Origin of the sequence: Pantoea sp. OXWO6B1 (assembly GCF_001641135.1) — a bacterium.
GTDB lineage: Bacteria > Pseudomonadota > Gammaproteobacteria > Enterobacterales > Enterobacteriaceae > Pantoea > Pantoea allii.
This window is the reverse complement of record NZ_LWLR01000001.1, coordinates 2,769,995-2,792,569: the sequence shown is the minus strand read 5'-3', so window position 1 is coordinate 2,792,569 and position 22,575 is coordinate 2,769,995. Positions and strand designations below refer to the sequence as shown.

Annotated in this window: 21 protein-coding genes; 13 read left to right on the top strand and 8 right to left on the bottom strand. The window is 54.1% G+C overall.

From position 1 onward, the window contains the following. Positions 1-359 precede the first annotated feature (359 nt). Together A6A26_RS15250 and araA are read left to right on the top strand one after the other, a co-directional pair. Complete coding sequence (locus A6A26_RS15250) at positions 360-2,045, top strand: ribulokinase (protein ID WP_063879510.1); 1,686 nt, start codon at positions 360-362, stop codon at positions 2,043-2,045. Between the two features lie 11 nt (positions 2,046-2,056). Further along, entirely contained in the window at positions 2,057-3,547 is a 1,491-nt protein-coding gene (gene araA / locus A6A26_RS15245) for an L-arabinose isomerase (RefSeq protein ID WP_063879509.1), read from the top strand. A gap of 57 nt (positions 3,548-3,604) precedes the next feature. Here araA and A6A26_RS15240 read toward each other — a convergent pair whose 3' ends face one another. Further along, positions 3,605-4,033, bottom strand: a complete 429-nt coding sequence (locus tag A6A26_RS15240) for a VOC family protein (protein ID WP_063879508.1) — start codon at positions 4,031-4,033, stop codon at positions 3,605-3,607. A 305-nt stretch (positions 4,034-4,338) separates the two neighbouring features. Between A6A26_RS15240 and A6A26_RS15235 the strand changes: the two genes are divergently transcribed. Next, positions 4,339-4,542, top strand: a complete 204-nt coding sequence (locus A6A26_RS15235) for a hypothetical protein (RefSeq protein ID WP_063879507.1) — start codon at positions 4,339-4,341, stop codon at positions 4,540-4,542. Positions 4,543-4,822: 280 nt separating this feature from the next. Here A6A26_RS15235 and A6A26_RS26320 read toward each other — a convergent pair whose 3' ends face one another. Beyond that, entirely contained in the window at positions 4,823-5,059 is a 237-nt protein-coding gene (locus A6A26_RS26320; RefSeq protein WP_156506671.1) for a hypothetical protein, read from the bottom strand. Here A6A26_RS26320 and A6A26_RS26315 point away from each other — a divergent pair. Further along, entirely contained in the window at positions 5,034-5,315 is a 282-nt protein-coding gene (locus tag A6A26_RS26315; protein ID WP_074181016.1) for a helix-turn-helix domain-containing protein, read from the top strand. The genes A6A26_RS26320 and A6A26_RS26315 overlap by 26 nt on opposite strands. 77 nt (positions 5,316-5,392) lie before the next feature. Here the strand turns inward: A6A26_RS26315 and A6A26_RS15225 are convergent, their stop codons facing one another. After that, positions 5,393-6,388 (bottom strand): LacI family DNA-binding transcriptional regulator, encoded by a 996-nt coding sequence (locus A6A26_RS15225; RefSeq protein WP_063879505.1) that lies wholly within the window; start codon positions 6,386-6,388, stop codon positions 5,393-5,395. Positions 6,389-6,651: 263 nt separating this feature from the next. On the opposite strand from A6A26_RS15225, the gene A6A26_RS15220 reads away from it, so the two are divergent. The 7 genes from A6A26_RS15220 (at position 6,652) to A6A26_RS15190 (ending at position 14,904) form a co-directional block, all read left to right on the top strand. After that, a complete protein-coding gene (locus A6A26_RS15220) occupies positions 6,652-7,890 on the top strand; it encodes an MFS transporter (RefSeq protein ID WP_063879504.1) in 1,239 nt (412 codons plus the stop codon). Positions 7,891-7,909: 19 nt separating this feature from the next. After that, entirely contained in the window at positions 7,910-9,346 is a 1,437-nt protein-coding gene (locus tag A6A26_RS15215; protein WP_063879503.1) for a glycoside hydrolase family 32 protein, read from the top strand. 94 nt (positions 9,347-9,440) lie between these two features. After that, positions 9,441-10,727, top strand: a complete 1,287-nt coding sequence (locus A6A26_RS15210) for an OmpG porin family protein (protein WP_063879502.1) — start codon at positions 9,441-9,443, stop codon at positions 10,725-10,727. 14 nt (positions 10,728-10,741) lie between these two features. Further along, positions 10,742-12,235 (top strand): glycoside hydrolase family 32 protein, encoded by a 1,494-nt coding sequence (locus A6A26_RS15205; RefSeq protein ID WP_063879501.1) that lies wholly within the window; start codon positions 10,742-10,744, stop codon positions 12,233-12,235. A 12-nt stretch (positions 12,236-12,247) separates the two neighbouring features. Then, positions 12,248-13,261 carry an OmpG porin family protein gene (locus tag A6A26_RS15200; RefSeq protein WP_063879500.1) on the top strand — a complete coding sequence of 338 codons (1,014 nt, stop codon included), beginning with the start codon at positions 12,248-12,250 and terminating at the stop codon, positions 13,259-13,261. Positions 13,262-13,384: 123 nt separating this feature from the next. Continuing rightward, positions 13,385-13,990, top strand: a complete 606-nt coding sequence (locus A6A26_RS15195; protein ID WP_063879499.1) for a class I SAM-dependent DNA methyltransferase — start codon at positions 13,385-13,387, stop codon at positions 13,988-13,990. Positions 13,991-14,205: 215 nt separating this feature from the next. Next, on the top strand, positions 14,206-14,904 hold the full coding sequence (locus A6A26_RS15190; RefSeq protein WP_063879498.1) for an RluA family pseudouridine synthase: 699 nt from the start codon (positions 14,206-14,208) through the stop codon (positions 14,902-14,904). A 79-nt stretch (positions 14,905-14,983) separates the two neighbouring features. Here A6A26_RS15190 and A6A26_RS15185 read toward each other — a convergent pair whose 3' ends face one another. Further along, positions 14,984-15,919 carry an alpha/beta fold hydrolase gene (locus A6A26_RS15185; RefSeq protein ID WP_063879497.1) on the bottom strand — a complete coding sequence of 312 codons (936 nt, stop codon included), beginning with the start codon at positions 15,917-15,919 and terminating at the stop codon, positions 14,984-14,986. Between the two features lie 97 nt (positions 15,920-16,016). Here A6A26_RS15185 and A6A26_RS15180 point away from each other — a divergent pair, with 97 nt between their 5' ends. Next, positions 16,017-16,607, top strand: coding sequence for a CGNR zinc finger domain-containing protein (locus A6A26_RS15180; protein WP_063879496.1), 591 nt, complete (start codon positions 16,017-16,019; stop codon positions 16,605-16,607). A gap of 2 nt (positions 16,608-16,609) precedes the next feature. Next, entirely contained in the window at positions 16,610-16,792 is a 183-nt protein-coding gene (locus A6A26_RS15175) for a hypothetical protein (RefSeq protein ID WP_063879495.1), read from the top strand. Between the two features lie 9 nt (positions 16,793-16,801). On the opposite strand, the gene A6A26_RS15170 is transcribed toward A6A26_RS15175, so the two are convergent. The 4 genes from A6A26_RS15170 to A6A26_RS15155 form a co-directional block, all read right to left on the bottom strand. Next, entirely contained in the window at positions 16,802-17,341 is a 540-nt protein-coding gene (locus A6A26_RS15170; RefSeq protein WP_063879494.1) for a DUF2058 domain-containing protein, read from the bottom strand. Positions 17,342-17,727: 386 nt separating this feature from the next. Further along, positions 17,728-21,174: an ImcF-related family protein gene (locus A6A26_RS15165; RefSeq protein WP_063879493.1), complete on the bottom strand. Its 3,447-nt coding sequence runs from the start codon at positions 21,172-21,174 to the stop codon at positions 17,728-17,730. Further along, positions 21,158-22,297: a hypothetical protein gene (locus A6A26_RS15160; protein ID WP_063879492.1), complete on the bottom strand. Its 1,140-nt coding sequence runs from the start codon at positions 22,295-22,297 to the stop codon at positions 21,158-21,160. Before A6A26_RS15160 ends, A6A26_RS15165 begins: the two co-directional genes overlap by 17 nt. Next, complete coding sequence (locus A6A26_RS15155; protein ID WP_063879491.1) at positions 22,294-22,551, bottom strand: PAAR domain-containing protein; 258 nt, start codon at positions 22,549-22,551, stop codon at positions 22,294-22,296. The genes A6A26_RS15160 and A6A26_RS15155 overlap by 4 nt, the downstream gene beginning before the upstream one ends. Between the last annotated feature and the right edge of the window lie 24 nt (positions 22,552-22,575).

The window sequence follows — 22,575 nt, the reverse complement described above, 5'->3', positions numbered from 1 at the left end:
CTCCGGCGCTAGTTGTTTTATCGCTGTTAAAAACGAATTGGTGTAAACGTTACCAGTTAACTTTCTTTTTTGGGTACAGAAGTAAATCAGGACGTTAGCGCGAGCCGCGATGGGAGCCTGCTTAAACGTTGGCCTATTTTTAGCGGGAATGGAGAAGAAAAATGTAGAGCGGTATCACATCTTAAAATCACGACAGAATGATCCATACATTTAGCAAATTTAACCGTCCATTAACTTTTGCAATGGATCACAATTTCACTGCTCATGGCAGAAAAGTGCATATTCTCAGCCAGCCATGACTAACCGTTATTTCTTACACATCACAGGATAAGGAGGTTTATTCATAACAGGAGATTCAAATGCGTACTGAAGCCATCACCCTGGGACTGGACTTTGGTAGTGATTCGGTGCGTGCGCTGGCGGTGGATTGTCACTCTGGTCAGGAGCTGCAAAGTGCCGTGGCAAACTATGCACGCTGGCAGCAAGGACTTTACAGCGATCCTCACAGCAACCGCTTCCGCCACCATCCACAAGATTATATCGACGCCATGGAGCAGGCGATGCTCGGCGTATTAAATGCGCTGAGTGAAACGCAACGTGCGGCCGTCGTCGGCATCGGCGTTGACAGCACCGGCTCCACCCCGGCCCCTATCGATCGTGACGGCAACGTACTGGCTCTGCGGCCTGAGTTTGCTGAAAACCCGAATGCAATGTTTGTGCTGTGGAAAGATCACACGGCAATAGAAGAAGCCGAAGAAATCAACCAGCTTTGTCACAGTGGCCGCTTTACCGACTACAGCCGATATATTGGCGGGATTTACTCTTCTGAATGGTTCTGGGCAAAAATCCTTCACGTTACCCGCAACGATGCTGCGGTGCGCGAGGCCGCCGTGTCCTGGGTTGAACTGTGCGACTGGGTACCGGCGCTGCTTAGCGATACCGTCGCCCCTGATAAACTGCGGCGTGGGCGCTGCGCGGCAGGACACAAAGCCCTGTGGCACGGTGACTGGAACGGGTTGCCCGATGTTGAATTCCTCAATGCGCTGGACCCCAGTCTGACTCAACAGCTGGATTCGCCGCTGTTTAAAGAGACCTGGACGGCGGAGTTGCCGGTGGGCACCCTGAGTGCCGAATGGTCACAGCGCCTGGGTTTATCACAGCAGGTCACTATTTCAGGCGGTGCGTTTGACTGTCATATGGGTGCAGTGGGCGCAGGCGCGCGGCCTTATACGCTGGTCAAAGTGATTGGCACCTCCACCTGCGACATTCTGATTGCTGACACCGAAAAAGTCGGCGATCGTGCCATTAAAGGCATATGCGGCCAGGTCGATGGCAGCGTGGTGCCTGGCGCAATAGGTCTGGAAGCCGGTCAGTCGGCATTTGGCGATATTTATGCCTGGTTCAGCCGTCTGCTGGGCTGGCCGTTACAGCAGGCGGCGCAGCAACATCCTGAACTCAAGCCGCAGCTGGCGGAGATGCAAAAGTCGCTGATCAAAAACCTGACTGACGCCTGGGCCGCTAATCCTCAGTTGGATCACCTGCCGGTGGTGCTGGACTGGTTCAATGGCCGCCGCACACCCAACGCCAATCAGCGTCTTAAAGGCGTGATTACCGATCTTAATCTCGGCACCGACGCGCCGGCCCTGTTTGGTGGCCTGATTGCAGCGACCGCCTTTGGCGCTCGCGCCATCATGGAGTGCTTCGAGCAACAGGCTATTCCGGTTGAGAACATTTTGACCCTGGGCGGTATTGCCCGTAAATCCCCCGCCATCATGCAGGCCTGCTGCGACGTGATGAACCGTCCGCTGGATATCGTCGCCTCGGATGAATGCTGTGCGCTGGGTGCGGCGATCTTCGCTGCCGTGGCCGCCGGTGTTCACCGCGACGTCGAGCAGGCACAGAAAGTGATGGCCAGCCCGATTGACGTCACTCTGCAGCCCGATCCGCAGCGCGTCGCGCGCTATCAGGAACTTTATCAACGCTATCAACAATGGTGCGTGACGGCAGAACCTCATTATGCCGCACGTTCCGCTTCCGCTAAGTAAAGGAGTGGTTTATGCAACAGTTCAACGTGTGGTTTGTCATTGGTACACAGCACCTCTACGGAGCGGAAACGTTACGTCAGGTTGAGCAGAATGCCCGTCAGGTGGTGGAAGGTTTAAATCAGGCGGGACTGCCTGTGCGCCTGGAACTGAAACCGCTGGTGAAATCGCCTGATGAAGCGCTGTCGCTGTGCCGCGACGCCAGTCACGATCAAAACTGTGTGGGTATCATTACCTGGCTGCATACTTTCTCGCCGGCCAAAATGTGGATCGGCGGTTTAAACGTATTAACGAAACCGTTATTGCAGTTTCATACACAGTTCAATGCTGAAATCCCGTGGGACAGCATGGACATGGACTTCATGAACCTGAACCAGACGGCCCACGGCGGCCGTGAGTTTGGCTTTATTGGCGCACGTATGGGCCTGCAACACAGCGTGGTGACCGGTCACTGGCAGGATAAACACAGCCAGCAGCGCGTTGCCAACTGGATGCGTGCCGCACTGGCTAAACAGGCCAGTCAGAACCTGAAAGTGGCCCGTTTCGGCGATAACATGCGTGAAGTGGCCGTCACGGAAGGCGATAAAGTCGCCGCGCAAATCACGTTTGGCTATGCCGTCAACGGCTGGGGCGTGGGTGATTTGGTCGAGGTGATTAACGGCGTCAGCGATGGTGATGTTAACGCGCTGGTCGATGAGTACGAAAGCCACTACCGCTTTACCCCTGTGGCCGCCGTCGGCGGTGAAAAGCGTCAACATGTTCTGGATGCTGCACGTATTGAACTGGGCCTGAAGCGTTTTCTGGACGATGAAGGCTGTAAGGCGTTTACCACCAACTTCCAGACGCTCCATGGGATGACCCAGTTACCCGGTCTGGCGGTACAGCGCTTAATGGGCCAGGGTTATGGTTTTGCGGGCGAAGGCGACTGGAAAACGGCTGCCCTGCTGCGCATTTTCAAAGTGCTGGCGGGCGACCGTCCCGGCGGAACCTCCTTTATGGAGGATTACACCTACCACTTCTCACCGGGTAACGATTTAGTTCTGGGCTCACACATGCTGGAAGTGTGCCCGTCCATCGCGCTGGAAGAGAAACCGCTGATTGACGTTCAGTTCCTGGGCATTGGCGACAAAGCCGATCCGGCGCGTATGATCTTCTCAACACCCGCAGGCCGCGCGATCAACGCCAGCGTGATTGATATGGGTGACCGCTTCCGTCTGTTGGTCAACGTGGTGGATGCCATTGAACAGCCTAAACCGCTGCCAAAACTGCCTGTCGCCCGTGCGCTGTGGAAGGCTCAACCGTCACTGGCAACCGCCTCTGAAGCCTGGATTCTGGCCGGCGGCGCGCATCATACCGTGTTCAGTCAGGCATTGAGCCTGGATGATATGTATCTGTATGGTGAGATGCACGGCATTGAAGTGCTGGTTATAGATGAACATACCCGGTTGCCTGCTTTCAAAGATGCCCTGCGCTGGAACGATGCGTACTACCATATGAAACGTTAAGATTGCTGAGACGTTGCGAACGGGTCAGATTGCTGGCCCGTTTTCATGGTTCACCGGTTACTCCATAAATTCAAGCGTCTGCCCGTCAGGACTCATCACGTATATCACTCTGGTTCCCTTTAACGGGCCGGCGGCGATGGTCTGGGGTTGGCCCGGCGTCTTCCAGCCGTGTAGGGAAACACGCTCCAGCAGTGCATCCAGATGTTCAACCCTGAAAGCCAGATGTGCATAGCCCGGCGCATAGGGAGGCGACGATTCATCCGGCACCACAATATTGTCATATTGCAGGAGCTCTATTTTCATGCCTGCCAGTTCAACCAGTGCCATTTGCACATCCGCGCCTCGCGCTCCCGTTACCTCATCAATTATCGCGCCGGACATGTTCCCTTCACGTAACAGTGTGCCGCCCAGCACTGCTGTCCAGAAGTGCAAGGACTGCTTGATGTTTCTCACTGAAAACCCGACATGATCGTAACTTTTTATCATCTGATATAGCCTTTGCGTTGAGGAATCGAGCTTTTTAAGAATGTATCATTAGCTTCATCGGCATAAATCACAGGGCGTGCTTTGCCGGAGTCGATATAAAACCCAGGCAGCATAACCGTGACCGAACTAACAGAACGTCCAGGCTTCTGATCCCGCTCGTTCCAGTCACAGAAGCCAGAATAATCATTCAGTCTGGCGTTGTCGTGAGGTGATGGCTATTTGGCAACAAGCCCGGCAGGTAAACGATTATCGGGACAATAGCGGTAAGTGACTGCGCCCTGACCTCGTCTGAAGGTAAACCGGTGATGATTTATCATCGTCAGGGTAAACGTATCGCTGACGTCAGGGCCAGCCCCCACACCGGCATCAATGCAACGCTGAGTGACAACATAGTTGCGGCCCTGAGCAGACTGGATATTCAGCTTGCAGGCGTGGGTATGTGCACTATTCAGTCCCACCCCGTCATAGTGTTTTATCCCGGCGTTCGCGGGGTCACGACACGATTGTGATGTATCGACATAAATGCCCTTTTGCAGCCCTAAAACACCCTCCGCACAGGCCGGGGCGATAACAGGACGGTCACTGAGGCTAAAATCATTTTTAAGCTGCTGACTTGCGCTCGGCCCTGAAAAATCTGTGATGTTTTTTTTTGCATCCTCATCCTGCCGCTCCCTTTTCTGCCAGGTGATGCATCATCTGTTAAACATCAGACGATGGCTGGCATGCGTTCTGGATAGTAAATCCGGCGTTAAATGACTGGTTAGCGTTCATACGACTGCGCGTTAAATTCTAGCGGTTAAAAGGATAAGCAGGCTTTTTATCGCAATAATTTAGCGGATGATAATCTTTGACCCTGCGTATGCCGATATCGTTTTCAAACGTCAGGTAGGCTGTGTGCGGTTTTTTCGTCAGCACATTCGCCACAAGTTCGATAAAATGCGCCTTGTTGCCCTCTTGAGGATAGCGTTCGAAGATTTCCTCAAAAAATGACAGGGGGAACATGTCTGCGTTCATCCCTCCATCCATAAATGCCCCTAAATGTACCAGCGCGATTTCAGGTCTTTTACGCACGGGGATTTCCATACGCAAATTCACCGCTGAAACGGGTGAAACGGTGGCGAGAGTGGTCGAGCGGATTCGGGTAGATGCTGCAAAAGGGATGCTGGAAAACGGGGTGGGCAATGTTGAAAAAGTCGCCAGGCTCTGCGGTTTTGGCAGTACCGGACGAATGAGGCGGGCATTTTTAAAATACTGGGATAAATCTTCCCAGGCCTTTAAATAACACCGGCCTTCTGGCGGGCAGCGCGACATCAGCCCTGCCCGTCGTTGTTCGGGCTTATCCTGGCTGACAAGGCATTTTTAAAATGACTGACGTGACAGCAACGGACTGTCGACCAGCACGCTATTGCGGTGGCTATCCCCGTTAATGATATGCAACGTACTCAGGCGACCAATTTCGTAATGCGGCAACTGCACCGTCGACAAAGGCGGCAAAAACAGATTACCGATGCCAACAAGATTATCGTAACCCAGCACCGCAATATCCTGTGGGATACGTATTCCCTGCCCCAGCAACGTCTGATAAACCATAAACGCAATGCGGTCATTGCCACATATCACGGCATCGAACTGCGGCTGACCCTGATGAATATGTGCCATCAGCATGTCCGGAATATCACGGTAGTGCTCATCACCATATTGCATATAACAATGATCAAGATTATCGGGGTTAATATTGGCTTCACGACAGGCCTGATCCAACCCCTTACGGCGGCGGCGCGTCGCCAGATGGTTGATCGGTAAATGCAGACAGAGCGGTCGGCGGTATCCTGCCGCGAGCAGTGACTGCACCGCGTGATACTGGCCTTGTTCGTCGTCAGGGATATAGCTGGCCACCGGCTCCCCTTTATTCTCACAATTCGCCAGCACGCAGGGATGCGTCAGTAGCTTGGGTGGCACGCTGACTTCGCGCAGTCCCATGGTCGTGAAGATGATACCGCCAGGCCGGTGCGCAAGAAGCAGATCGACAATATCATCGGGGTTATCATCTGAAAACATGTTCACCACGAAGCTGTTCCAGCCATACGCGCGCGCGGTTTCCTCAATGGACAGCGTGATCTCGACAGAAAAAGGCGTGGTGACCGTATCCAGCGCAAGCACACCAATCGTTTTGTTTTTGGCACCGACACGCCGAACCTGCCTGGCAGAAAGATCCGGCACATAGTTAAGCTGTAATATTGCCGCCTGCACCCTGGCAAGGGTTTCTGCCTTCACACGGTCAGGGTCATTCAGCACCCGCGATACCGTCATTAACGATACATTAGCCAGTCTGGCCACATCTTTTAAAGACGCCATACCTCTCCATTAAGCCTGCCCACGATTCCGGCCTGGTTTTCACGCATCCCTATATTAACGGATGCTGTGCCACTACCCATGCCCTTACCTCAGCGTAAATCTCAGAAATATGCAAACCCGAATCAAAAAGTTGATCGAGGTCTCAACACATCGATGTTAACGTTAACTTTTGTGATTAACATCGACTATTGCACTCAAATGCAGTGTACACCACAAATGTTAACGTTACCATTCTGGCATATCCTTCTTATGAGATTATGTAGATGAAAAAACGGCCTTCCCGCAGCTATTTGCTACTCAGCGCACTGCTGTTCTTTTTCTTTATGACCTGGTCCTCTTCCAGTTCACTTCTCTCCATTTGGCTTCACCAGGAAGTCGGCCTTAAGGCGTCGCAAACCGGCATCATCTATTCGGTCTTATCCGTATCGGCCCTCTTTGCCCAGGTTTGTTATGGTTTTATTCAGGACCGACTGGGTCTGCGCAAACATCTGCTGTGGTTTATTACCGCCCTGCTGATTCTCTCCGGCCCTGCTTACCTGCTGTTTAGCTATTTGCTGAGTGTGAATATTCTGTTGGGTAGCCTGTTCGGTGGTGTGTTTATTGGCCTGACCTTTAACGGCGGTATCGGTGTGCTGGAATCCTATACCGAACGCGTTGCCCGTCAGAGCAGCTTCGAGTTTGGCCGGGCCAGGATGTGGGGCTCCCTTGGTTGGGCTATCGCCACGTTTTTTGCCGGGCTGCTGTTTAATATCAACCCCAATCTTAATTTCCTGGTGGCATCATGCTCCGGACTGGTTTTCTTCTGCCTGCTGGCGCGTTTGAAAGTAGCGGCCCCGGCAAGTATGGAGAAACTCGAAATCGGGGCTAAAAAAGTCTCGCTTGCCGATGCCTTTCGCCTGCTTACCCTGCCGCACTTCTGGGCGCTGATCTTTTTCGTGGTCGGCACCTGTATTTATGGCGTGTACGATCAGCAATTCCCGGTTTATTTCTCTTCTCAGTTTCCGACGTTAAAAGAAGGGAACGCCATGTTTGGCTATTTAAACTCCGTCCAGGTCTTTCTGGAGGCAGCAGGCATGTTTTGCGCGCCCTGGCTGGTTAACCGGATTGGCGCTAAAAATGGTTTGATATTCGCCGGTATGGTGATGGCGCTGCGCATGGTGGCATCAGGCCTGGTGGTAGGTCCGCTGCTGATTTCCATCACCAAACTGCTTCACGCTGTTGAACTCCCTATCCTGTTGGTCGCCATTTTTAAATATAACAGTCTGAATTTCGATAAGCGTCTGTCTTCCACTATCTATCTGGTGGGCTTCGCCTGTACCAGCTCAATTATTGGCACCGTGTTATCGCCGCTGGCGGGCTTTAGCTATGAGCGGTTTGGCTTCGCCCAGTCCTATCTGATTATGGGCATCATGGTGTTCTGCACGACGTTTATTTCCATTTTCCTTTTGCGCTCAACTAAGTCCTCCTCTGAGCCATCCTTGTTACAGCAAAACGCTGTGTAATTTATTGAGAGTAAAAACAATGACATCTTTATTAAAACAGGCTGAACAGGCACTTGAAACCTCGCAATCCGGGATTAATCCACGCTGGTATCCACGTTATCACCTTGCCGCTCGCGCAGGCTGGATGAACGACCCTAACGGCCTGGTCTGGTTTGAAGGCTGGTATCACGCGTTCTACCAGCATCACCCCTACTCCACAAAATGGGGACCGATGCACTGGGGGCACGCCCGCAGTCAAGATCTGGTGCACTGGGAGCATCTGCCAGTTGCGCTGGCACCGGAAGGCCCGGCAGACAAAGACGGCTGCTTCTCAGGCTCTGCCGTGGTGGACGGCGACACGCTGGCATTGATTTATACAGGCCATAAATTTCACGGACCCGCCGACACGGATGACAACCTCTATCAGGTTCAGTGCCTGGCAACCAGTCACGACGGTATCCACTTTGAACGCCAGGGTTGCGTGATCGATACCCCGCCAGGCCTGCATCATTTCCGCGATCCCAAGGTATGGCGCGAAGGTGAGTTCTGGTACATGGTTGTCGGCTCCCGCGTCGAGGACACAGGCCAGGTGCGCCTGTATCGCTCCGCCGATCTGCGTGAATGGCACGACGAAGGTGTTTTTGCCGAGGCGGCAGACGGAATGGGCTTTATGTGGGAGTGCCCGGACTTCTTTTCCCTGGGCAATCGACGCGTCCTGATGTTCTCCCCGCAGGGGATCGCAGCGACAGGTTATCACCATCGCAATCTGTTTCAGAGCGGCTATCTGCTCGGCGAATGGCAACCCGGTGAAGCCTTCACCCATGATGGACAATTCATTGAGCTGGACCATGGTCACGATTTTTATGCGCCACAAAGCTTCCTGACCCCGGATGGTCGCCGCATTGTCATCGGCTGGCTGGATATGTGGGAATCACCGATGCCCGAACAGCAGGACGGTTGGGCCGGGATGCTTTCTCTGCCGCGTGAGTTAAGCCTGGGCGATGATGACCGTGTGCGGATGAAACCCGCGGCCGAGGTCGCCGCCCTGCGTGGCCGTTATTATGCGGTCCCGGTGCGCGAGCTGAACAATCAAACCCTGTCTATCGGGGAACATGCCGAGGCGGTTGAAGTGCGGCTGGAATGGGATCTCAACGCGTCCTCGGCGGAGCAATATGGTCTTGCGTTAGGCGACGGGCTGCGAATTTACGTCGACAATCAGGCCCAACGGCTAATTGTCGAGCGTCGTTACCCGGAATTTTTGCTTGAGGGCACACGCAGCATTTCCCTGCCAGCAGACAAGCGACTGTCGCTGCAAATTTTCATTGACCGTTCCTCAGTGGAAGTGTTTGTCAACGAGGGCACCGCCTGCCTGAGTAGCCGAATTTACCCTCAGCCTGACAAGCGTGATTTAACGTTGTTTGCCCATAACGGCGTCGCTGCCTTAGAAGACGCTGGGTACTGGTCTCTGGACAGATAATTCCGTCCCGATCCGTAACGCCTCTTAGTTGCTGATTTTTTATTTCTGTCAGTCTCTGACTGGCTGCTCTCGCCTGAAATAATGAGACAGAAAAATGGATGAAATATTAACGCCGTTCCACCGGGTTAGTGTGATGAATAGAAAAAATAGGGTTTCGGGAAAAGAAACACTGGCATTGATGCTGTCATTAGCGGCCTTTCCTGCTGCAGCCGAAAACACACCGGACCCGTCAAATGTTTATACCGGGAACTATCAAAGTTATTTTTATGATGAAACGGATAATCACCCTATCCGCACGGCGCCTGCTAAAAAGGAACCTGCGCCGCCGGTCAGCCACGTTTCCTCCTCGCCGGTTACGGTGGACAGGACAGCCGAACATGCCGCATCACCCGTGCCGGCGACCTTATCCCCTGCAGGCGAAAATAACATAACCGACCCTGAACTCAGCAGTAAGGTGGCTATGCCAGCAGATGTCAGCCTACTGCGTTTAAGACAGGAAGATCCGCCGGTTCACTGGAACAGTATCGGCCGCAATATGGAGGCTGGCGGCTTACACGGCAACATTGGCACACAGATCGAAATTGATGATGTTCGCTGGCGTGATAAGAGTAAAAACAGCGGAAAGTTTAAGCTCGCAACCATACAGGCTTTTTTAAGGCATGATGAGTTACCAAACTGGTACTTTGGTTTCTGGAATGCCCGGGAAGACAGCTATAAAGGCCAGTTCAGTAATCAGAAATACGATGCCACCAATACGATTAATGAGTTTTTTGTTGGCCATATCTTTGAAACCTGGCGAGGTAATATAGGTACAGAAGCCATGATCGGTTCCGAAACAGCCACGAAACGCTGGAAGAATCGTTTTAAAGTCTGGCAGGACCTGCGACTCAGCAATAAATGGAGTCTTGCCGGTTATGCTTATGGCGAATATCAGCCCCAGGGCAATGAACCGGGAAATGGCGATCTTGAACAATATATTTTTGAAACTGAGCCGGCTATTCAATATCGCGTGAATCCGGATATGGGATTGTATTTACGGCCTTATTATTACTATAACCGTCAGGTACGTGAAAACTGGGGTGACATTGTTGAAGTGGAATGGAAAGTAACGGCCGGGCTTTGGCGAAACTGGTATCCGCTTTTAACCTCGCTGTATGTGGGCTTCGGTCAGGACAAAACCGAGAACGCCAGTAACGCCAACGAAGTTTTTTATAATGGCCGCTATAAATTTATCGGCGGCACCCTCAGCTATCCGGTGTTTGGTGAAGTCAGACTCTATGGTGAATTCAGAGCAGAATTTACGAAAGAAGACGGACTCTGGACATATAAAGGTCACTCATGGAATCCCTTTACCGTGGTTGGCGTGAATTATAACTTCTGATATTCAGGTGCAGCATGAAAAAATTAACGTTAGCGACATTCGTCGCACTGCTGACGCTTTCCGTTGGAAATACGCCAGTTTATTCACAACCCTCTAAAGAAACATTACAAAATAAAAGCATTACGCGAATTAATGGCTTTTTCCCGCGAGTGGAAGGCTCATTTATTGGCGATCCCATGCCTGTGTATAACAATGGCGAATTTGATATTTTTTATCTTAATGATGTCCGTGGCGGCAGTGACTTAGGCGTGCACGCGATTCATCTGCTGTCGAGTGCCAACTTATATGATTATCAGAACCACTCTGAAGTGATTCCCTACGTCAATAACGTTGACGACCCGGAACTGCTGTTGGGAACCGGATCGATCATTAAAGTCGGCGACACCTGGCATGCCTGGTATACCGCCCACAATGAAAACGTGTTTCCGGTGGAGTCCATTATGCACGCCACCAGTAAAGATCGTCTTCACTGGGTTAAACATCCCAATGACACCCTTCTGCCGGGCAATAAGTATCGCGGTAATGACTTCCGCGATCCTCACGTTGTCTGGATCGAAGAAAAAAAAGAATACTGGATGTTAATTACCACGCGTAGCAACGGCCGAGGGGTTATTGCCCGTTACCGTTCAACCGATTTAACAAACTGGGAAGACAGCGGTATCTTTTTCGATAATGACACTATCACCACGAACGCCAATCTCGAATGTCCGACGCTGGTGTTCTTCAACGGGCGTTGGTATCTCAGCTTTAGCGATCAGTGGCCGCTGCGTCTGACACAGTACCGTGTCGCGGATAATCCGGAAGGGCCGTGGCGAAAAACGGATAATTATGTGGTCGATGGCTCAGGTTTTTACGCGGGAAAACTGGTACGCAAAAACGACCGCTTATTCGTTTTTGGTTGGATACCCACCAAAGCAGGAAACCGTGACAGCGGCAATATTGACTGGGCAGGGAATCTGGTTGTTCACGAGTTAATCGCGGAGCCTCAGGGCCAGCTCAAGAGTGTTATTCCGCAGGAATTGCAGACCGCCATCGACGCGAATCCAGGCCCGGTTACCACGCTGACAGAAAGTAAAACGCTAAAAACGACCACACAGTTCGCATCGCTACAGTCCTCTGTGTATCCGCCCCTGCCTAAACGCGCGGTGCTGACTGCCACCGTGGATATTCCCTCTGCCGGCATGGTTATGAGCTTTGGCCTTACTGACGACAGCATCAATAAGGCCGGGCTGAACGTGGTGTTCAATAAGAGCAAAGGGAAAGTTTATTTTTTTAACTCTCCGCTGACCTCAATTCATCAGGACAATGCGGAATCCTGGGTAGATGTTCCGCTTGATGAAAAAATTGAGTTGCGCGTCCTGATACAAAACTCAATTGCTGTTTTTTACATCAACAATAAGGCGGCATTCAGTACCCGGATGTATTCCATGGAGGGGAAACCCTGGAGCATCAGCCTGCCTCAAAACGATCATTTTCACGCGACGTTGAAAATAAAAGAAATGATTTAATGGGATCGTATTATGAAAAAACATCATGCCCTGAGTATTATTTTTTCCCTGCTGTGTCCAACCCTGACCCATGCGAGCATGAGCGTCATGAAGGATTTATCAGGCACCGTTATTGCGGTCGATCCGTGGTCCTATCTGGATGAAGATATCATGTGGACCTCTGCCCGCTCATCAAACCCAGCCGGCGGTCGCGTTCATGGCCAGCTAAAAATGAAATATGCGATTGAGGATAACAACTGGCGTAACAGCCATTTTCATAACGGCAATGACTCACTCACCTTTGTGCAGGGCGTAATGCGTCATGATGCATTACCCGGCTGGTATCTGGCCTTTTCTGAAGGCCGAACCACCAATTATAACGGTACCTGGGAAGACCAGACTTACCTCAGCCAGAATCAGTGGACTCAACTTATTGTCGGCCACGAATATTTCTACAAACGTCTGCGCTACGGCTGGGATGTGATGGGTGGAAGTTCGTCTGTAGAGGACCGCTGGCAGGGGCGCGTCAAATTCTTTACCGATTTACGTTTAACAGACCGCCTCTCATTCTTTAATTATCTTTATCAGCAAATCGATCACCGCCGCAGTGGCGGTTCACAAAATGATCGTGATGTGCGTTCATTCCAGATTGAGCCGGGTGTGCAGTATATTATCAACAACACAACGGGCATCTGGTTTCGCCAGCAATTCGCCTCGGGAATTTTAGACAGAGAACAATGGGGCGATATAGACGAAAAAAGCTGGACCACATCCGTAGGCGTCTGGCATAACTGGGGAAAACTCTCTACAACCCTCAGCGGGGGATATGGACATTATAAGAAAAATAATGCCCAACCTGAGGATGGTGAAATATTCCAGAACACCCGCAGTCGTTTTCTGAAAGTGTCGATGAATTATCCGCTGACTACGCGCTTTACTGTTTCTGGCGAAGTCACGGGGGCATTGAAAAATCAGAGTGGCAGTTGGGTCACTCAAGGCGATGCGATCACTACCCGTTACACGTTGATGCTGGATTATAATTTTTAAACAGGGGCGTAAATCATTCGCGGTGTAAGGGAACGGATCGTGTTATTCGACGCTGCCGGACTTACGCCGCGAACCTGATCACGATAGTGATAATGATGATAACTCTGAGATTATGGAGAGATGATGGATAATGAGGCGTTCAGGTCAGTAATATCACTGTATGAAAGAAACGCTGCCGCATTTGCAAAACTGCGCGCCACCAACCTGTCAGAAAAACCCTGGCTGGACAGATTCCTCCATCATGTTCGTCCCAACGGACATATTCTGGATCTGGGATGTGGCAATGGAACGCCGATTGCCGGGTATCTGCTAAGCCGTGGGTTCCGTGTGACAGGCATTGACAGCTCGCCTTCAATGATTGCCCGCTGCAAAGAAACCTTTCCTGAACACACCTGGCAAGTGGCGGATATGCGGGAGCTGCAGTTGGGACATCGTTTCGATGGTATTCTTGCCTGGGACAGTTTTTTTCATCTTACCCGTGCCGATCAGCGACAGATGTTTGCCATTTTTTCTGCGCATGCCAGTAAGGGCACCGCACTGATGTTTAACGCTGGCCCGGCGGACGGCGAAGCCATAGGTGAATTTCAGGGTGAGCCGCTTTATCATTCCAGCCTGTCGCCGCTTGAATACGCGTCACTCCTGCAGCAGTACGATTTCCATATTGTGCATCATGTTGTCGAGGATCAGCAGTGCAATGGCCGGACATTATGGCTCGCGGCTAAAGATTAATCCTCCCGTTGCCACCCACAACAGTCCTTGTTCGTCGCATTCTCGCCAGCATCATGTGTGAGTTTGCGCCAGCAGGCTGATGCCGCCTTATCAGCAAGGGCCTCATTAATCGCATTGATATAAGCCTGTGGCTGTCGGGTTCTGCAATCAGCCCCATTCGCCTGACCGTTAATAATTCGCTATCATCCCTCCCTGCTCACTCCTCAGGCTTACTGATGTCTACGATCGTTGATACTTTTATTGCTCCGCCGTGCCACGAGGCGATAAGCATTCTCTATGAGGATGACCATCTGGTGCTGATCGACAAGCCCAGTGGACTACTGAGCCTGTCGGGTAAAAACCCACAAAACCTGGACTCGGTACATCATCGCCTGGTGCAACTGTTTCCTGGCTGCACACTGGTTCACCGGCTGGATTTTGGCACCTCGGGGCTGATGGTCGTGGCGCGAAATAAAACCATTAACGCCGCGCTTTGCCAGCAATTCAGCGCGCGCGCCGTCACCAAGCAATACAGTGCGCTGCTGTGCGGGCATGTAACGGATGAGCAAGGTGTGATTGATGCCCCGATTGCCAAAGATGCGGCCCGCTTTCCACGGATGTCGATTTGCCCGCGCCATGGCAAACCAGCCCGGTCTGGTTACCAGGTTACTGAACGTTTATATCAGAAACGGGATGACGCCCCGGCCCTTCCCCTGACCCGGGTGATACTGAGCCCGGAAACCGGACGCACGCATCAGCTACGTATTCACTGCCAGCTGTTGGGTTATCCGATTCTGGGCTGTGATCTCTATGGCGGTCTTGATCTGCCGGGTACGCAGCAGACGCCGCGGCTCATGCTTCATGCCAGTGAACTGCACTTTGTCCATCCCGTCAGTGGCAAGCCGTTTCACGCTCGCTGCCCCAGCGCGTTTTAACGCACATTAATCACACCGCTGTCGCCCGGCCGCCTTGCACTGCGCGGCACCGGCTCTTCGCATCGCACCAGATATCGGTTTATTTCAGCCGTAAGTTGTCCAGGAAGTCTGCGATCACGCTCGCAATCACCTGGCCGTGCGTTTCGAGCGCGAAGTGTCCGGTATCAAAGAAACGAATGTCCGCCGCAGGCAGATCCCGTTTCCACGCACGCGCGCCAGCAGGCAGGAAGAAGGGATCGTTCTTTCCCCACACTGCTAACAATGGCGGCTGAGACTGGCGGAAGTAGTTCTGGAACACCGGATACATAGCAACATTTGACGCGTAATCCAGCAGCAGATCGAGTTGAATGTCCGCGTTACCCGGCCGCAGAATTTGCAGCCCTTCAAGCGTGTAACCATCGGGTGAGACACGACTTTTATCCGGCACGCCCTCAAGATATTGCCATTTAATGGAGGCGGGCGTTGGGAAGTCTTGCAGCGCATTGCGGTTCTCCTGAGTCGGTTCCTGCCAGTAGCGCTGAATCGGTTTCCAGCCCTCTCCCAGCCCTTCCTCGTAGGCGTTACCGTTCTGAGAAATAATGGCCGTGATCCGCTCCGGATGACTGACGGCAAGCCGCCAGCCGACAGGTGCGCCGTAATCGTGCACCATCAGTGCATAGTTATTCAGCCTGAGCTGCTGTGTTAACTGTTCGATAGTCATCGCCAGTTGATCGAAGGTGTAAGCGTACGCGTCCCGCGTGGGCGCTTCGGTAAACCCGAATGCAGGCAGGTCGGGAGCGATCACGTGATAGCGCCCGGCCTGTTGTGGAATCAGGTCTCTGAACATAAATGATGACCCCGCAAAGCCATGCAGTAACAGTATTGTTGGCCTGCTGGCATCGCCCGCTTCGCGATAAAACACCTTGACGTCGCCGACCTGCTCGTAGCGGTATTTTACGCCATCCAGTTGCTGTGCATCGTTAACGTCGTGCGTACGCAAACTGTCTGTCGTCGTAATGGATTTTGAAGCCGCCATGATGTTTCCTTATGATGTAACCGTTAAAGTTGTTATTTGAAGGTTACGATCTTATTTGCTAACCTGTCAAATATGTTTTTAACAGTTACAGGCAGCTATGAATCCTGATCTCAACACCCACGACTTCCTTTTCCTGGCGGATAACCTCGCACTGGACTTTATCAATAGTGAATACGGCGTGGACGAGCAGCGACATGACGGTTTCAGCGACGATCGACGCGTGATGCGCTGGCTGGAGATGGCAGGGATCTGGCCGGATGGCGCGCCTTTGCAGGCACCTGATGGGCTGTTACATGAAGCGCGGGCGCTGCGCCATAGTGCACGTGCATTAGTCGATGCTGCGATGAATGGCTTATCTGCGGACCTGACTGTTCTTAACAGGCTCTATAAGGACGGGCGCCCGACGGAGCGACTGGCGTGGGATGATGACGCGCAGCGATACCAGATCGCGGTTAGCCACGAGGAGATAAGTACAGCCACCCTGCTTTGGCCCGTGGTCAACGCACTGGTCGAGCTTGTTGTCAGTGACAGCTTTACGTACGTGCGCCAGTGTGAAGCACATGACTGTATCCTGCTTTTCCATGACCTCAGTAAATCGCACCGCCGCCGCTGGTGCAGCATGGCGACCTGTGGCAATCGCATGAAAGTCGCGGCGTTTCGATCCCGAAAGCGATCGGATCAGGCTTGATTATGTATCCCGGCTCGCCTGAGGATGCCGGAACGATGTTATCGATGCTCAATACCGATAAATGCGCGGTCAACCTGGCCCAGGGTAATGCGCCCTGCCGCCGCCGTCCGAGCGGCAAACGGCGCGAGCCCTGCGGCGAGAGTGCACAGCACTTTGCTGCAAGGCTCAGCGGTTATCCCGCCTGATTGCAGTCATTACCACATCAGATCATCGGGTACTTTGAAATCAGCATAAGGATCGTCTTCATCCTGCGCTTCCTGACTCAGCGCACTGTTTAAGACGATACTGTTCGCATCACGTTGGGCAATTTTATCGGCAACGCTCGCGGGGATAATGGCGTAATGACTCTCTTCGCTGTTGTCTGCCTGCAAACGCGCAATCGCCAGACGGCCACTAATAAGCTGTGACTGGGTCAGCTTATCGACCATTATCTTTTTAATCAGATTATTATCGGTGAAGTTAAAACCAATATTGCCTTTAGAAATGTCGATTTTATTCATTTCGATCAGCTGCTTCACCTGCGCCTTATATTCTTTTGAAAGCGCGGCCTGCCGGTGTTGTTCATTGAGCTGTTTGTCGCGTTCAAGCTGGGCTTTTTTGTTTTCTTCCACAGCTTCGCGCGCCTCGCGGGCCTGAACACGCGATTTTTTGGCCGTTCTCTGAACCTTGTCCATTTTCTTACTGGTGACCAATCCTGCTTTTAACAGCTGCTCTTGTAAGGTGAGTTTTGCCATCTTCGTCTCTGAATCTGATAAGGAATGGGCGGGATTATACCTGAGGCGGTGTCAGATTGCAGACGCTGATGTGGTGCGCGCTTAAGATCGGAGAGTCAGTTGTACGTTGCATGAGGTGTAGCGGGTTACTGCGATTTTCCTGGTGTGAAGGTTGTCGTTGTCGATGCCACCGGCGATGTTGTGATAGCGAGCGAGGTTCCTGCAGTTCACACTATCCTGGCAACGGGTTTATCAAACAGGCTGTGGTCTTCTGCGCCCGTTGTGGTTATCCCGCCACATGTCATTTTATCGGCCTGCGTCAGGTAACGTCCTCAGTTGATACAGGATTTCTTTGTGAATGCGTTCTGCCCTGATTATCCGTAAAGCACCCGCCAGTCAGGAGCATGTTATCCCCTCCCTTCATCGTCACTGCTCTCAACGTCTGCCGTCTGCGCCATCACCGCACTGTCGACACTGAATATCTGATCCGGCAGCGTGAACCCCCGCAGTTCCAGCAGCGCCAGCGGACCTTTTCCGAGTTGTGAGCGCAGCACCCACTGCAGGGTTCGGCCATCCGGCGCGCTGAAGCTCATCATCCACTGGCTTCGGTCAAGCTGCTCGCGTTTCCCCTTCTCCAGCCAGCGAATCAGCCCCCAGGTTCCGCTGTAGTCCCCGAACAGGCGCGCTCCGGCATTGACCGTGCTCCAGGTCAGCATCGTCCCCGGCCTGTAGGTGTCGCCCGGCCAGCGAAAGCGCTGCCAGTCGGCCATCTGGTTAAAGTAGTGCAGCTTTTGTCCGTCAATGGTCAGCTGAGTTTCCACCACCTGCGGCACAGGACGCGCCTGCAGCTCAAAGCTGATGCCCTGGCTGCCATCGGTGAACAGAATGTCCGACAGCTGGCTCAGCTGATTAATCGCCCGCAGGAAGGCCGGGTTAACGCTCAGCCCCTGGCTGTTGACCCTGTCAGTTATCCACTGACTGCCCTCTTTGTGCAGCACGCCACTGAGTTCCGTGTTCAGGAAGCGCTCAATGCGCCCGCTGTCCCTGCGCACAAACTCCGCCAGCATCGGCAGAGAGGCGTCACTTTTGCTGGCGACAAACGGGAAACGTCCGTCGAAGGCGGTGTGCCAGTTCGCCACCACGGAGCGGCGCCACTTGTCATTCAGGCTGGCTGCCGACGGCTGAAGTACGGTTTCCCAGGCCCGGGTCAGCGGCTGCACAAACATCGTGTTGCCGAAGCCGCTCCACGCCTCGCCCAGGCTTGCCGACATCAGGCTGCCGTACTGCCGGGTGTCGGTGAGGTCGACGCTTTTGCCCCGGAATACGGTCTGCGCCAGGGTCTGCATCATCGCCTGCGGGTCAGAAGCACCGGCCACCTGCTGCAGGCGCAGACGCACGCGGGTGATGCGGGTCAGATACGTCTGCAGGCTCAGTGAATTGTCAGCCGACATCACATGGCTGCCTTTGTTTTTCCCCAGAAGCTGAAGCAGCGGGCCAAAGGTTTCACCGAGCGGCCCCTGTGGGCCGGAAGCGGACGGGTCAGTCGCGGGGTTGTCTTTCCCGCCTACGAGGTCTTTAGCCGATTTGATGAGGGCGTCCGGGATGCCTTCGCTTTGCTGGCCGGTCTGCCCCTGCCAGGCGAGGGTATTCATCAGGGCAATCAGCGGCGACTGACGGACATCACTCATCAGCGTCAGCTGGTCGGTAACGTCCGCAATGTTGCTGGCCGGATTCCAGTGCAGGCTGTTGAGGAAGCTCAGCCAGCTGCCGGCAAAGTCGCTGAAGTAACGCTGCGTCAGACGCGCCTTCAGGGCTTCCGGCGACAGGTCTGCGGAGACGGCACTGCGGCTGTCGCTCAGCACCCAGTCGATTTCATCCCGGCGCGAACGTGCGGCATTTTCGACAGCCTGCTGAATGCCGCCTTCCCAGGCCTGGCGGGTGAACATGCCCGGCACCACTTCCCCGGTGGTGAACAGTCGCCGCGCATCGGTACCGCCGGTCATGTCTTCCAGAGAGACATCGGCGAAGTGACGACGCACGGATTTGAGCATGTTTTCATACAGGGTGCTTTCGGCGTTACGCCGTCCGATTTGCTGTAACAGTACCTGGCGGCTCTGGCTGACCAGCTGCGCATCCGGCGTGATTTTCCACTGTGGCTGTTCAGGCAGTCCGCTGATGTGGAAGGCCCACAGGTCCGGCGACAGGCTCTGCCACAGGGCGGCTGAAATGCCCTGCCGCGCCGGCTGCACGGCCTTCATGGTCCGGGCGTAGGACGCGCCGTCGGCTTTATCCGGACGGGCCATCATCAGCCAGGCTTTCAGCTGGTCATAGCCCGGCTTCGCCAGCGCTGCCCGCTGGTCACTGTCGGGGGCGGCGTTCACCAGCGCGCTGAGCTTCTGCATCAGGGCGGCGTTTGCCGGGTCGCGTATCAGGCGGTTGTTCGCCACGCCGTACCAGGGCAGCATCGCGCTGAGCAGCTGCGTGTTGTGGTCCAGACCGAAGCGCTGATACCAGGGGGCGCCCTCCTGGATGCGGTGCTGCAGGCGGCCGGCCGCGTTACGCAGCGTGTGCAGGGCCGTCAGCTGGTCATCCGATACGGAAGGATGCTCCACCAGGGCATGCGCCTGCTGCGCAACGGAGATAATCTGCTGGCGGTTGACGGCAAACGACAGCAGCAGCCCCGCTCCCCAGGCACCCATGATGGCCATCAGCGTCCCGCCGGTCGCCTGTTCCCACGGCACAGCGACACGCCGGCCGCGTACGCGGGCACAGTCGTCCACAATGCCCTGCCAGGTCACCGGCAGGGTCAGGGCATGGCGTTGTGATTCAGGGCGGTATTTTTCTGTCATGGCAGCGTCAGGAGATTTAACTGCCCCGGACACATCAACGGGGGTATCCCGCGGCAGGCTGAACATCAGGCCGCGCAGCGGCACGCGCTGCTGAGAGGCAGCCAGCCATGGCACCAGTTGCTGAGCCCGGCGGGCGATACCGCCCTCTCTGAGGTGCCGGCCCAGGCGCAGCAGGAAGTCGTGGCTGTTGTTCTCCGCGACCTGGCTTATCCCCTGCACCCGCAGGGCCGGCAGCATCCGCTCAAGCTGGCGGACGATATCATCTTCGCTGGCGCGCAATGGGAACGTTGCCCCGACCGCCTGCTCAGGGCGCGTGGCCTGCGGCCAGTCGCTGCTGCACAACTGCCACAGCCAGACCGGAGCGGAGTAGCGCAGCCGTTCGCTGATTTTCTCCAGCGCGCGAAGGTCGTTGTCGCTGATGTGTGGCGTCAGGTTAAGCGACGCAGGCATGACGCGGACAATCCCGTCCAGCGGGCGCCCGCGACGCAGCCTGCGCAGCGCGGTGTATTTTTCCTTATCGGGTTCAGCGGTGAGGCTGCCGCCGTAGATCAGCACGGTACGGTTGCCTTCCAGCCACTGCTGCTGCTGCAGGCCGGGAACCAGCTGTTCGATTGCGGCTTCGTCGCCGGTGATTAACAGCAGGCGGACTTTATGGCGCCAGAAGAGGTTATAGCGTGTACGAAGATATGTCTTCAGCTGTCCATAAGCCCTTCCGCCACCGGTAACTTTTGCGGGTTTACGCTTGCAGGATGCTGGCGGGCGAACCTTGTCCTTAACCAGTAACCGTAAAGCCATAAACCCCAGTACCAGTAGGCTGAGCGCAATGCCCCAGACGATAAAGCCAGAAACAATAAGCGGGCGCAGCATTTCCCATTCCGTTGAACGTTCGGTCGCCCATAGCCACCATGCCAGTCCACCCAGCAGTACCAGTAGGGTGGTCATAGCAATACAGACCGTTGCCGTGGCTGCCACAGAGATGGCAGCAGGTTTATTGGTGTTGTCCATCAGGTTTTACAATTCCAGTTGCGAGGGTATTCATCGGGTCGCGGGCAATCCAGCCGCACGGCTGTTGGTGGTGGGAGGCATAGATTGCCGCCAGCGATAAAACGATCAAAGCGTCCATATCGCCGATATCCCCCCAGTTGACGTCCTGCAAATGCTGGCTGACATCCCAGCCACTGCTCGCCAGCGCCTCGGTGCCGGGCAGGGAAAACAACGTACAGGCTTCTGGAGGATCTTTCAGTTCACTTTGTTCCAGTGAACGGGCGAGAACTGTGAGCAAAACATCACCTTGCTCCGGCGAAAAAGTTTCACCACGCGTCAACTGTACCGGGCCATTACGTCCGGCCAGCCACAGTACGGCAGATTCTCCGGCGGGACGCGCTATACCTTGCTGCGCCGCGATCACCTGACACCCGGCTATAAGTATCGTGTCCTCGGGTTTGGCTTCAGCAAGATCTCTCGCTATCTCTGCAAGAGTGGCTTCCCCATGCCAGGGTTCAGGCCGCGCTGGCAGCGCGATTTCCGGGAAAGCCATCGACATCTTTTCGCGAAATGCCTGCCAGGTGATATCAGTACCCTGCCAGTAACAACGCAGCGGAGGAGAGAGTTTTTGTTCAGTTCGCTGCTTTTGCCACGCAATAACCAGCAGTTCCGCAAGCCGTTTTTCGCGCGTGACAGCATCTGTGGCCGAAATTTGTGGCAATCTCAATGCACTGCCGCCCTCCTCTTTTTTTTCCTCCGGTGGGCGTTGTTCACGATTAAGTACACGCAGCCAGTCAATTGGGCGCGTACCCGCTGGCCCCAGCAATACGACTTCTTTTAACCAGAACGGCTGACGATGCTGCGCCCACCACTGCTGCTGTTCATATTCCACCAACTGATAGTAGAGAGCAGCGTTATGCATGCTGACACGATAGTACAACAACCGCACAAGCCAGCCTGTGCCCGCCAGCAGCAGTGCCACAAGTATACTGGTGGCAACAAGCGAACTTTTGCCTTGGGCTGATGGCAATAGCGCCCCGGCGCCGCCGCAGAACAGCACCAGCAGTGCCATGGCCGACAGCCACCTGGCTGCACCGGGCGGACGTGCCGTTTTGTACGCCGGATAATCAGGTTCGGGCCTCATTGTTCAATACCGCAGTCAGGAAATGAGCTGACCAGCGTACAGCCGCAGGTACAGCGGTGGCCATGCAGCGCTACCGGCTGTCCATCAACCGTGGTCAATGCGCTACCTTCAGCAATGGTGGTCACACCGTGTTTGTTACAGCGAACCGGGTCCCCCTTACAGGCAAACCCCTTACCAAAACACTGGTAATGCCCGCCTAATACCTTGCCACCATATTCCCTCAGGCTGTCTCCTTTCCGGATGACTTTACTCATCAGTTCTCCTTTCCTTATTCTGTC

Excerpts from the sequence above, each read along its gene's own strand:
- A6A26_RS15215 (WP_063879503.1), top strand. The coding sequence starts at position 7,910 with ATGACATCTTTATTAAAACAGGCTGAACAGGCACTTGAAACCTCGCAA.
- A6A26_RS15165 (WP_063879493.1), bottom strand. The coding sequence starts at position 21,174 with ATGGACAACACCAATAAACCTGCTGCCATCTCTGTGGCAGCCACGGCA.
- A6A26_RS15190 (WP_063879498.1), top strand. The coding sequence starts at position 14,206 with ATGTCTACGATCGTTGATACTTTTATTGCTCCGCCGTGCCACGAGGCG.
- A6A26_RS15155 (WP_063879491.1), bottom strand. The coding sequence starts at position 22,551 with ATGAGTAAAGTCATCCGGAAAGGAGACAGCCTGAGGGAATATGGTGGC.
- A6A26_RS15200 (WP_063879500.1), top strand. The coding sequence starts at position 12,248 with ATGAAAAAACATCATGCCCTGAGTATTATTTTTTCCCTGCTGTGTCCA.
- A6A26_RS15225 (WP_063879505.1), bottom strand. The coding sequence starts at position 6,388 with ATGGCGTCTTTAAAAGATGTGGCCAGACTGGCTAATGTATCGTTAATG.
- A6A26_RS15180 (WP_063879496.1), top strand. The coding sequence starts at position 16,017 with ATGAATCCTGATCTCAACACCCACGACTTCCTTTTCCTGGCGGATAAC.
- A6A26_RS15210 (WP_063879502.1), top strand. The coding sequence starts at position 9,441 with ATGGATGAAATATTAACGCCGTTCCACCGGGTTAGTGTGATGAATAGA.
- A6A26_RS15235 (WP_063879507.1), top strand. The coding sequence starts at position 4,339 with ATGATTTATCATCGTCAGGGTAAACGTATCGCTGACGTCAGGGCCAGC.
- A6A26_RS15195 (WP_063879499.1), top strand. The coding sequence starts at position 13,385 with ATGGATAATGAGGCGTTCAGGTCAGTAATATCACTGTATGAAAGAAAC.
- araA (WP_063879509.1), top strand. The coding sequence starts at position 2,057 with ATGCAACAGTTCAACGTGTGGTTTGTCATTGGTACACAGCACCTCTAC.
- A6A26_RS15160 (WP_063879492.1), bottom strand. The coding sequence starts at position 22,297 with ATGAGGCCCGAACCTGATTATCCGGCGTACAAAACGGCACGTCCGCCC.
- A6A26_RS15205 (WP_063879501.1), top strand. The coding sequence starts at position 10,742 with ATGAAAAAATTAACGTTAGCGACATTCGTCGCACTGCTGACGCTTTCC.
- A6A26_RS26315 (WP_074181016.1), top strand. The coding sequence starts at position 5,034 with ATGTCTGCGTTCATCCCTCCATCCATAAATGCCCCTAAATGTACCAGC.
- A6A26_RS15170 (WP_063879494.1), bottom strand. The coding sequence starts at position 17,341 with ATGGCAAAACTCACCTTACAAGAGCAGCTGTTAAAAGCAGGATTGGTC.
- A6A26_RS26320 (WP_156506671.1), bottom strand. The coding sequence starts at position 5,059 with ATGGATGGAGGGATGAACGCAGACATGTTCCCCCTGTCATTTTTTGAG.
- A6A26_RS15175 (WP_063879495.1), top strand. The coding sequence starts at position 16,610 with ATGTATCCCGGCTCGCCTGAGGATGCCGGAACGATGTTATCGATGCTC.
- A6A26_RS15250 (WP_063879510.1), top strand. The coding sequence starts at position 360 with ATGCGTACTGAAGCCATCACCCTGGGACTGGACTTTGGTAGTGATTCG.
- A6A26_RS15185 (WP_063879497.1), bottom strand. The coding sequence starts at position 15,919 with ATGGCGGCTTCAAAATCCATTACGACGACAGACAGTTTGCGTACGCAC.
- A6A26_RS15220 (WP_063879504.1), top strand. The coding sequence starts at position 6,652 with ATGAAAAAACGGCCTTCCCGCAGCTATTTGCTACTCAGCGCACTGCTG.
- A6A26_RS15240 (WP_063879508.1), bottom strand. The coding sequence starts at position 4,033 with ATGATAAAAAGTTACGATCATGTCGGGTTTTCAGTGAGAAACATCAAG.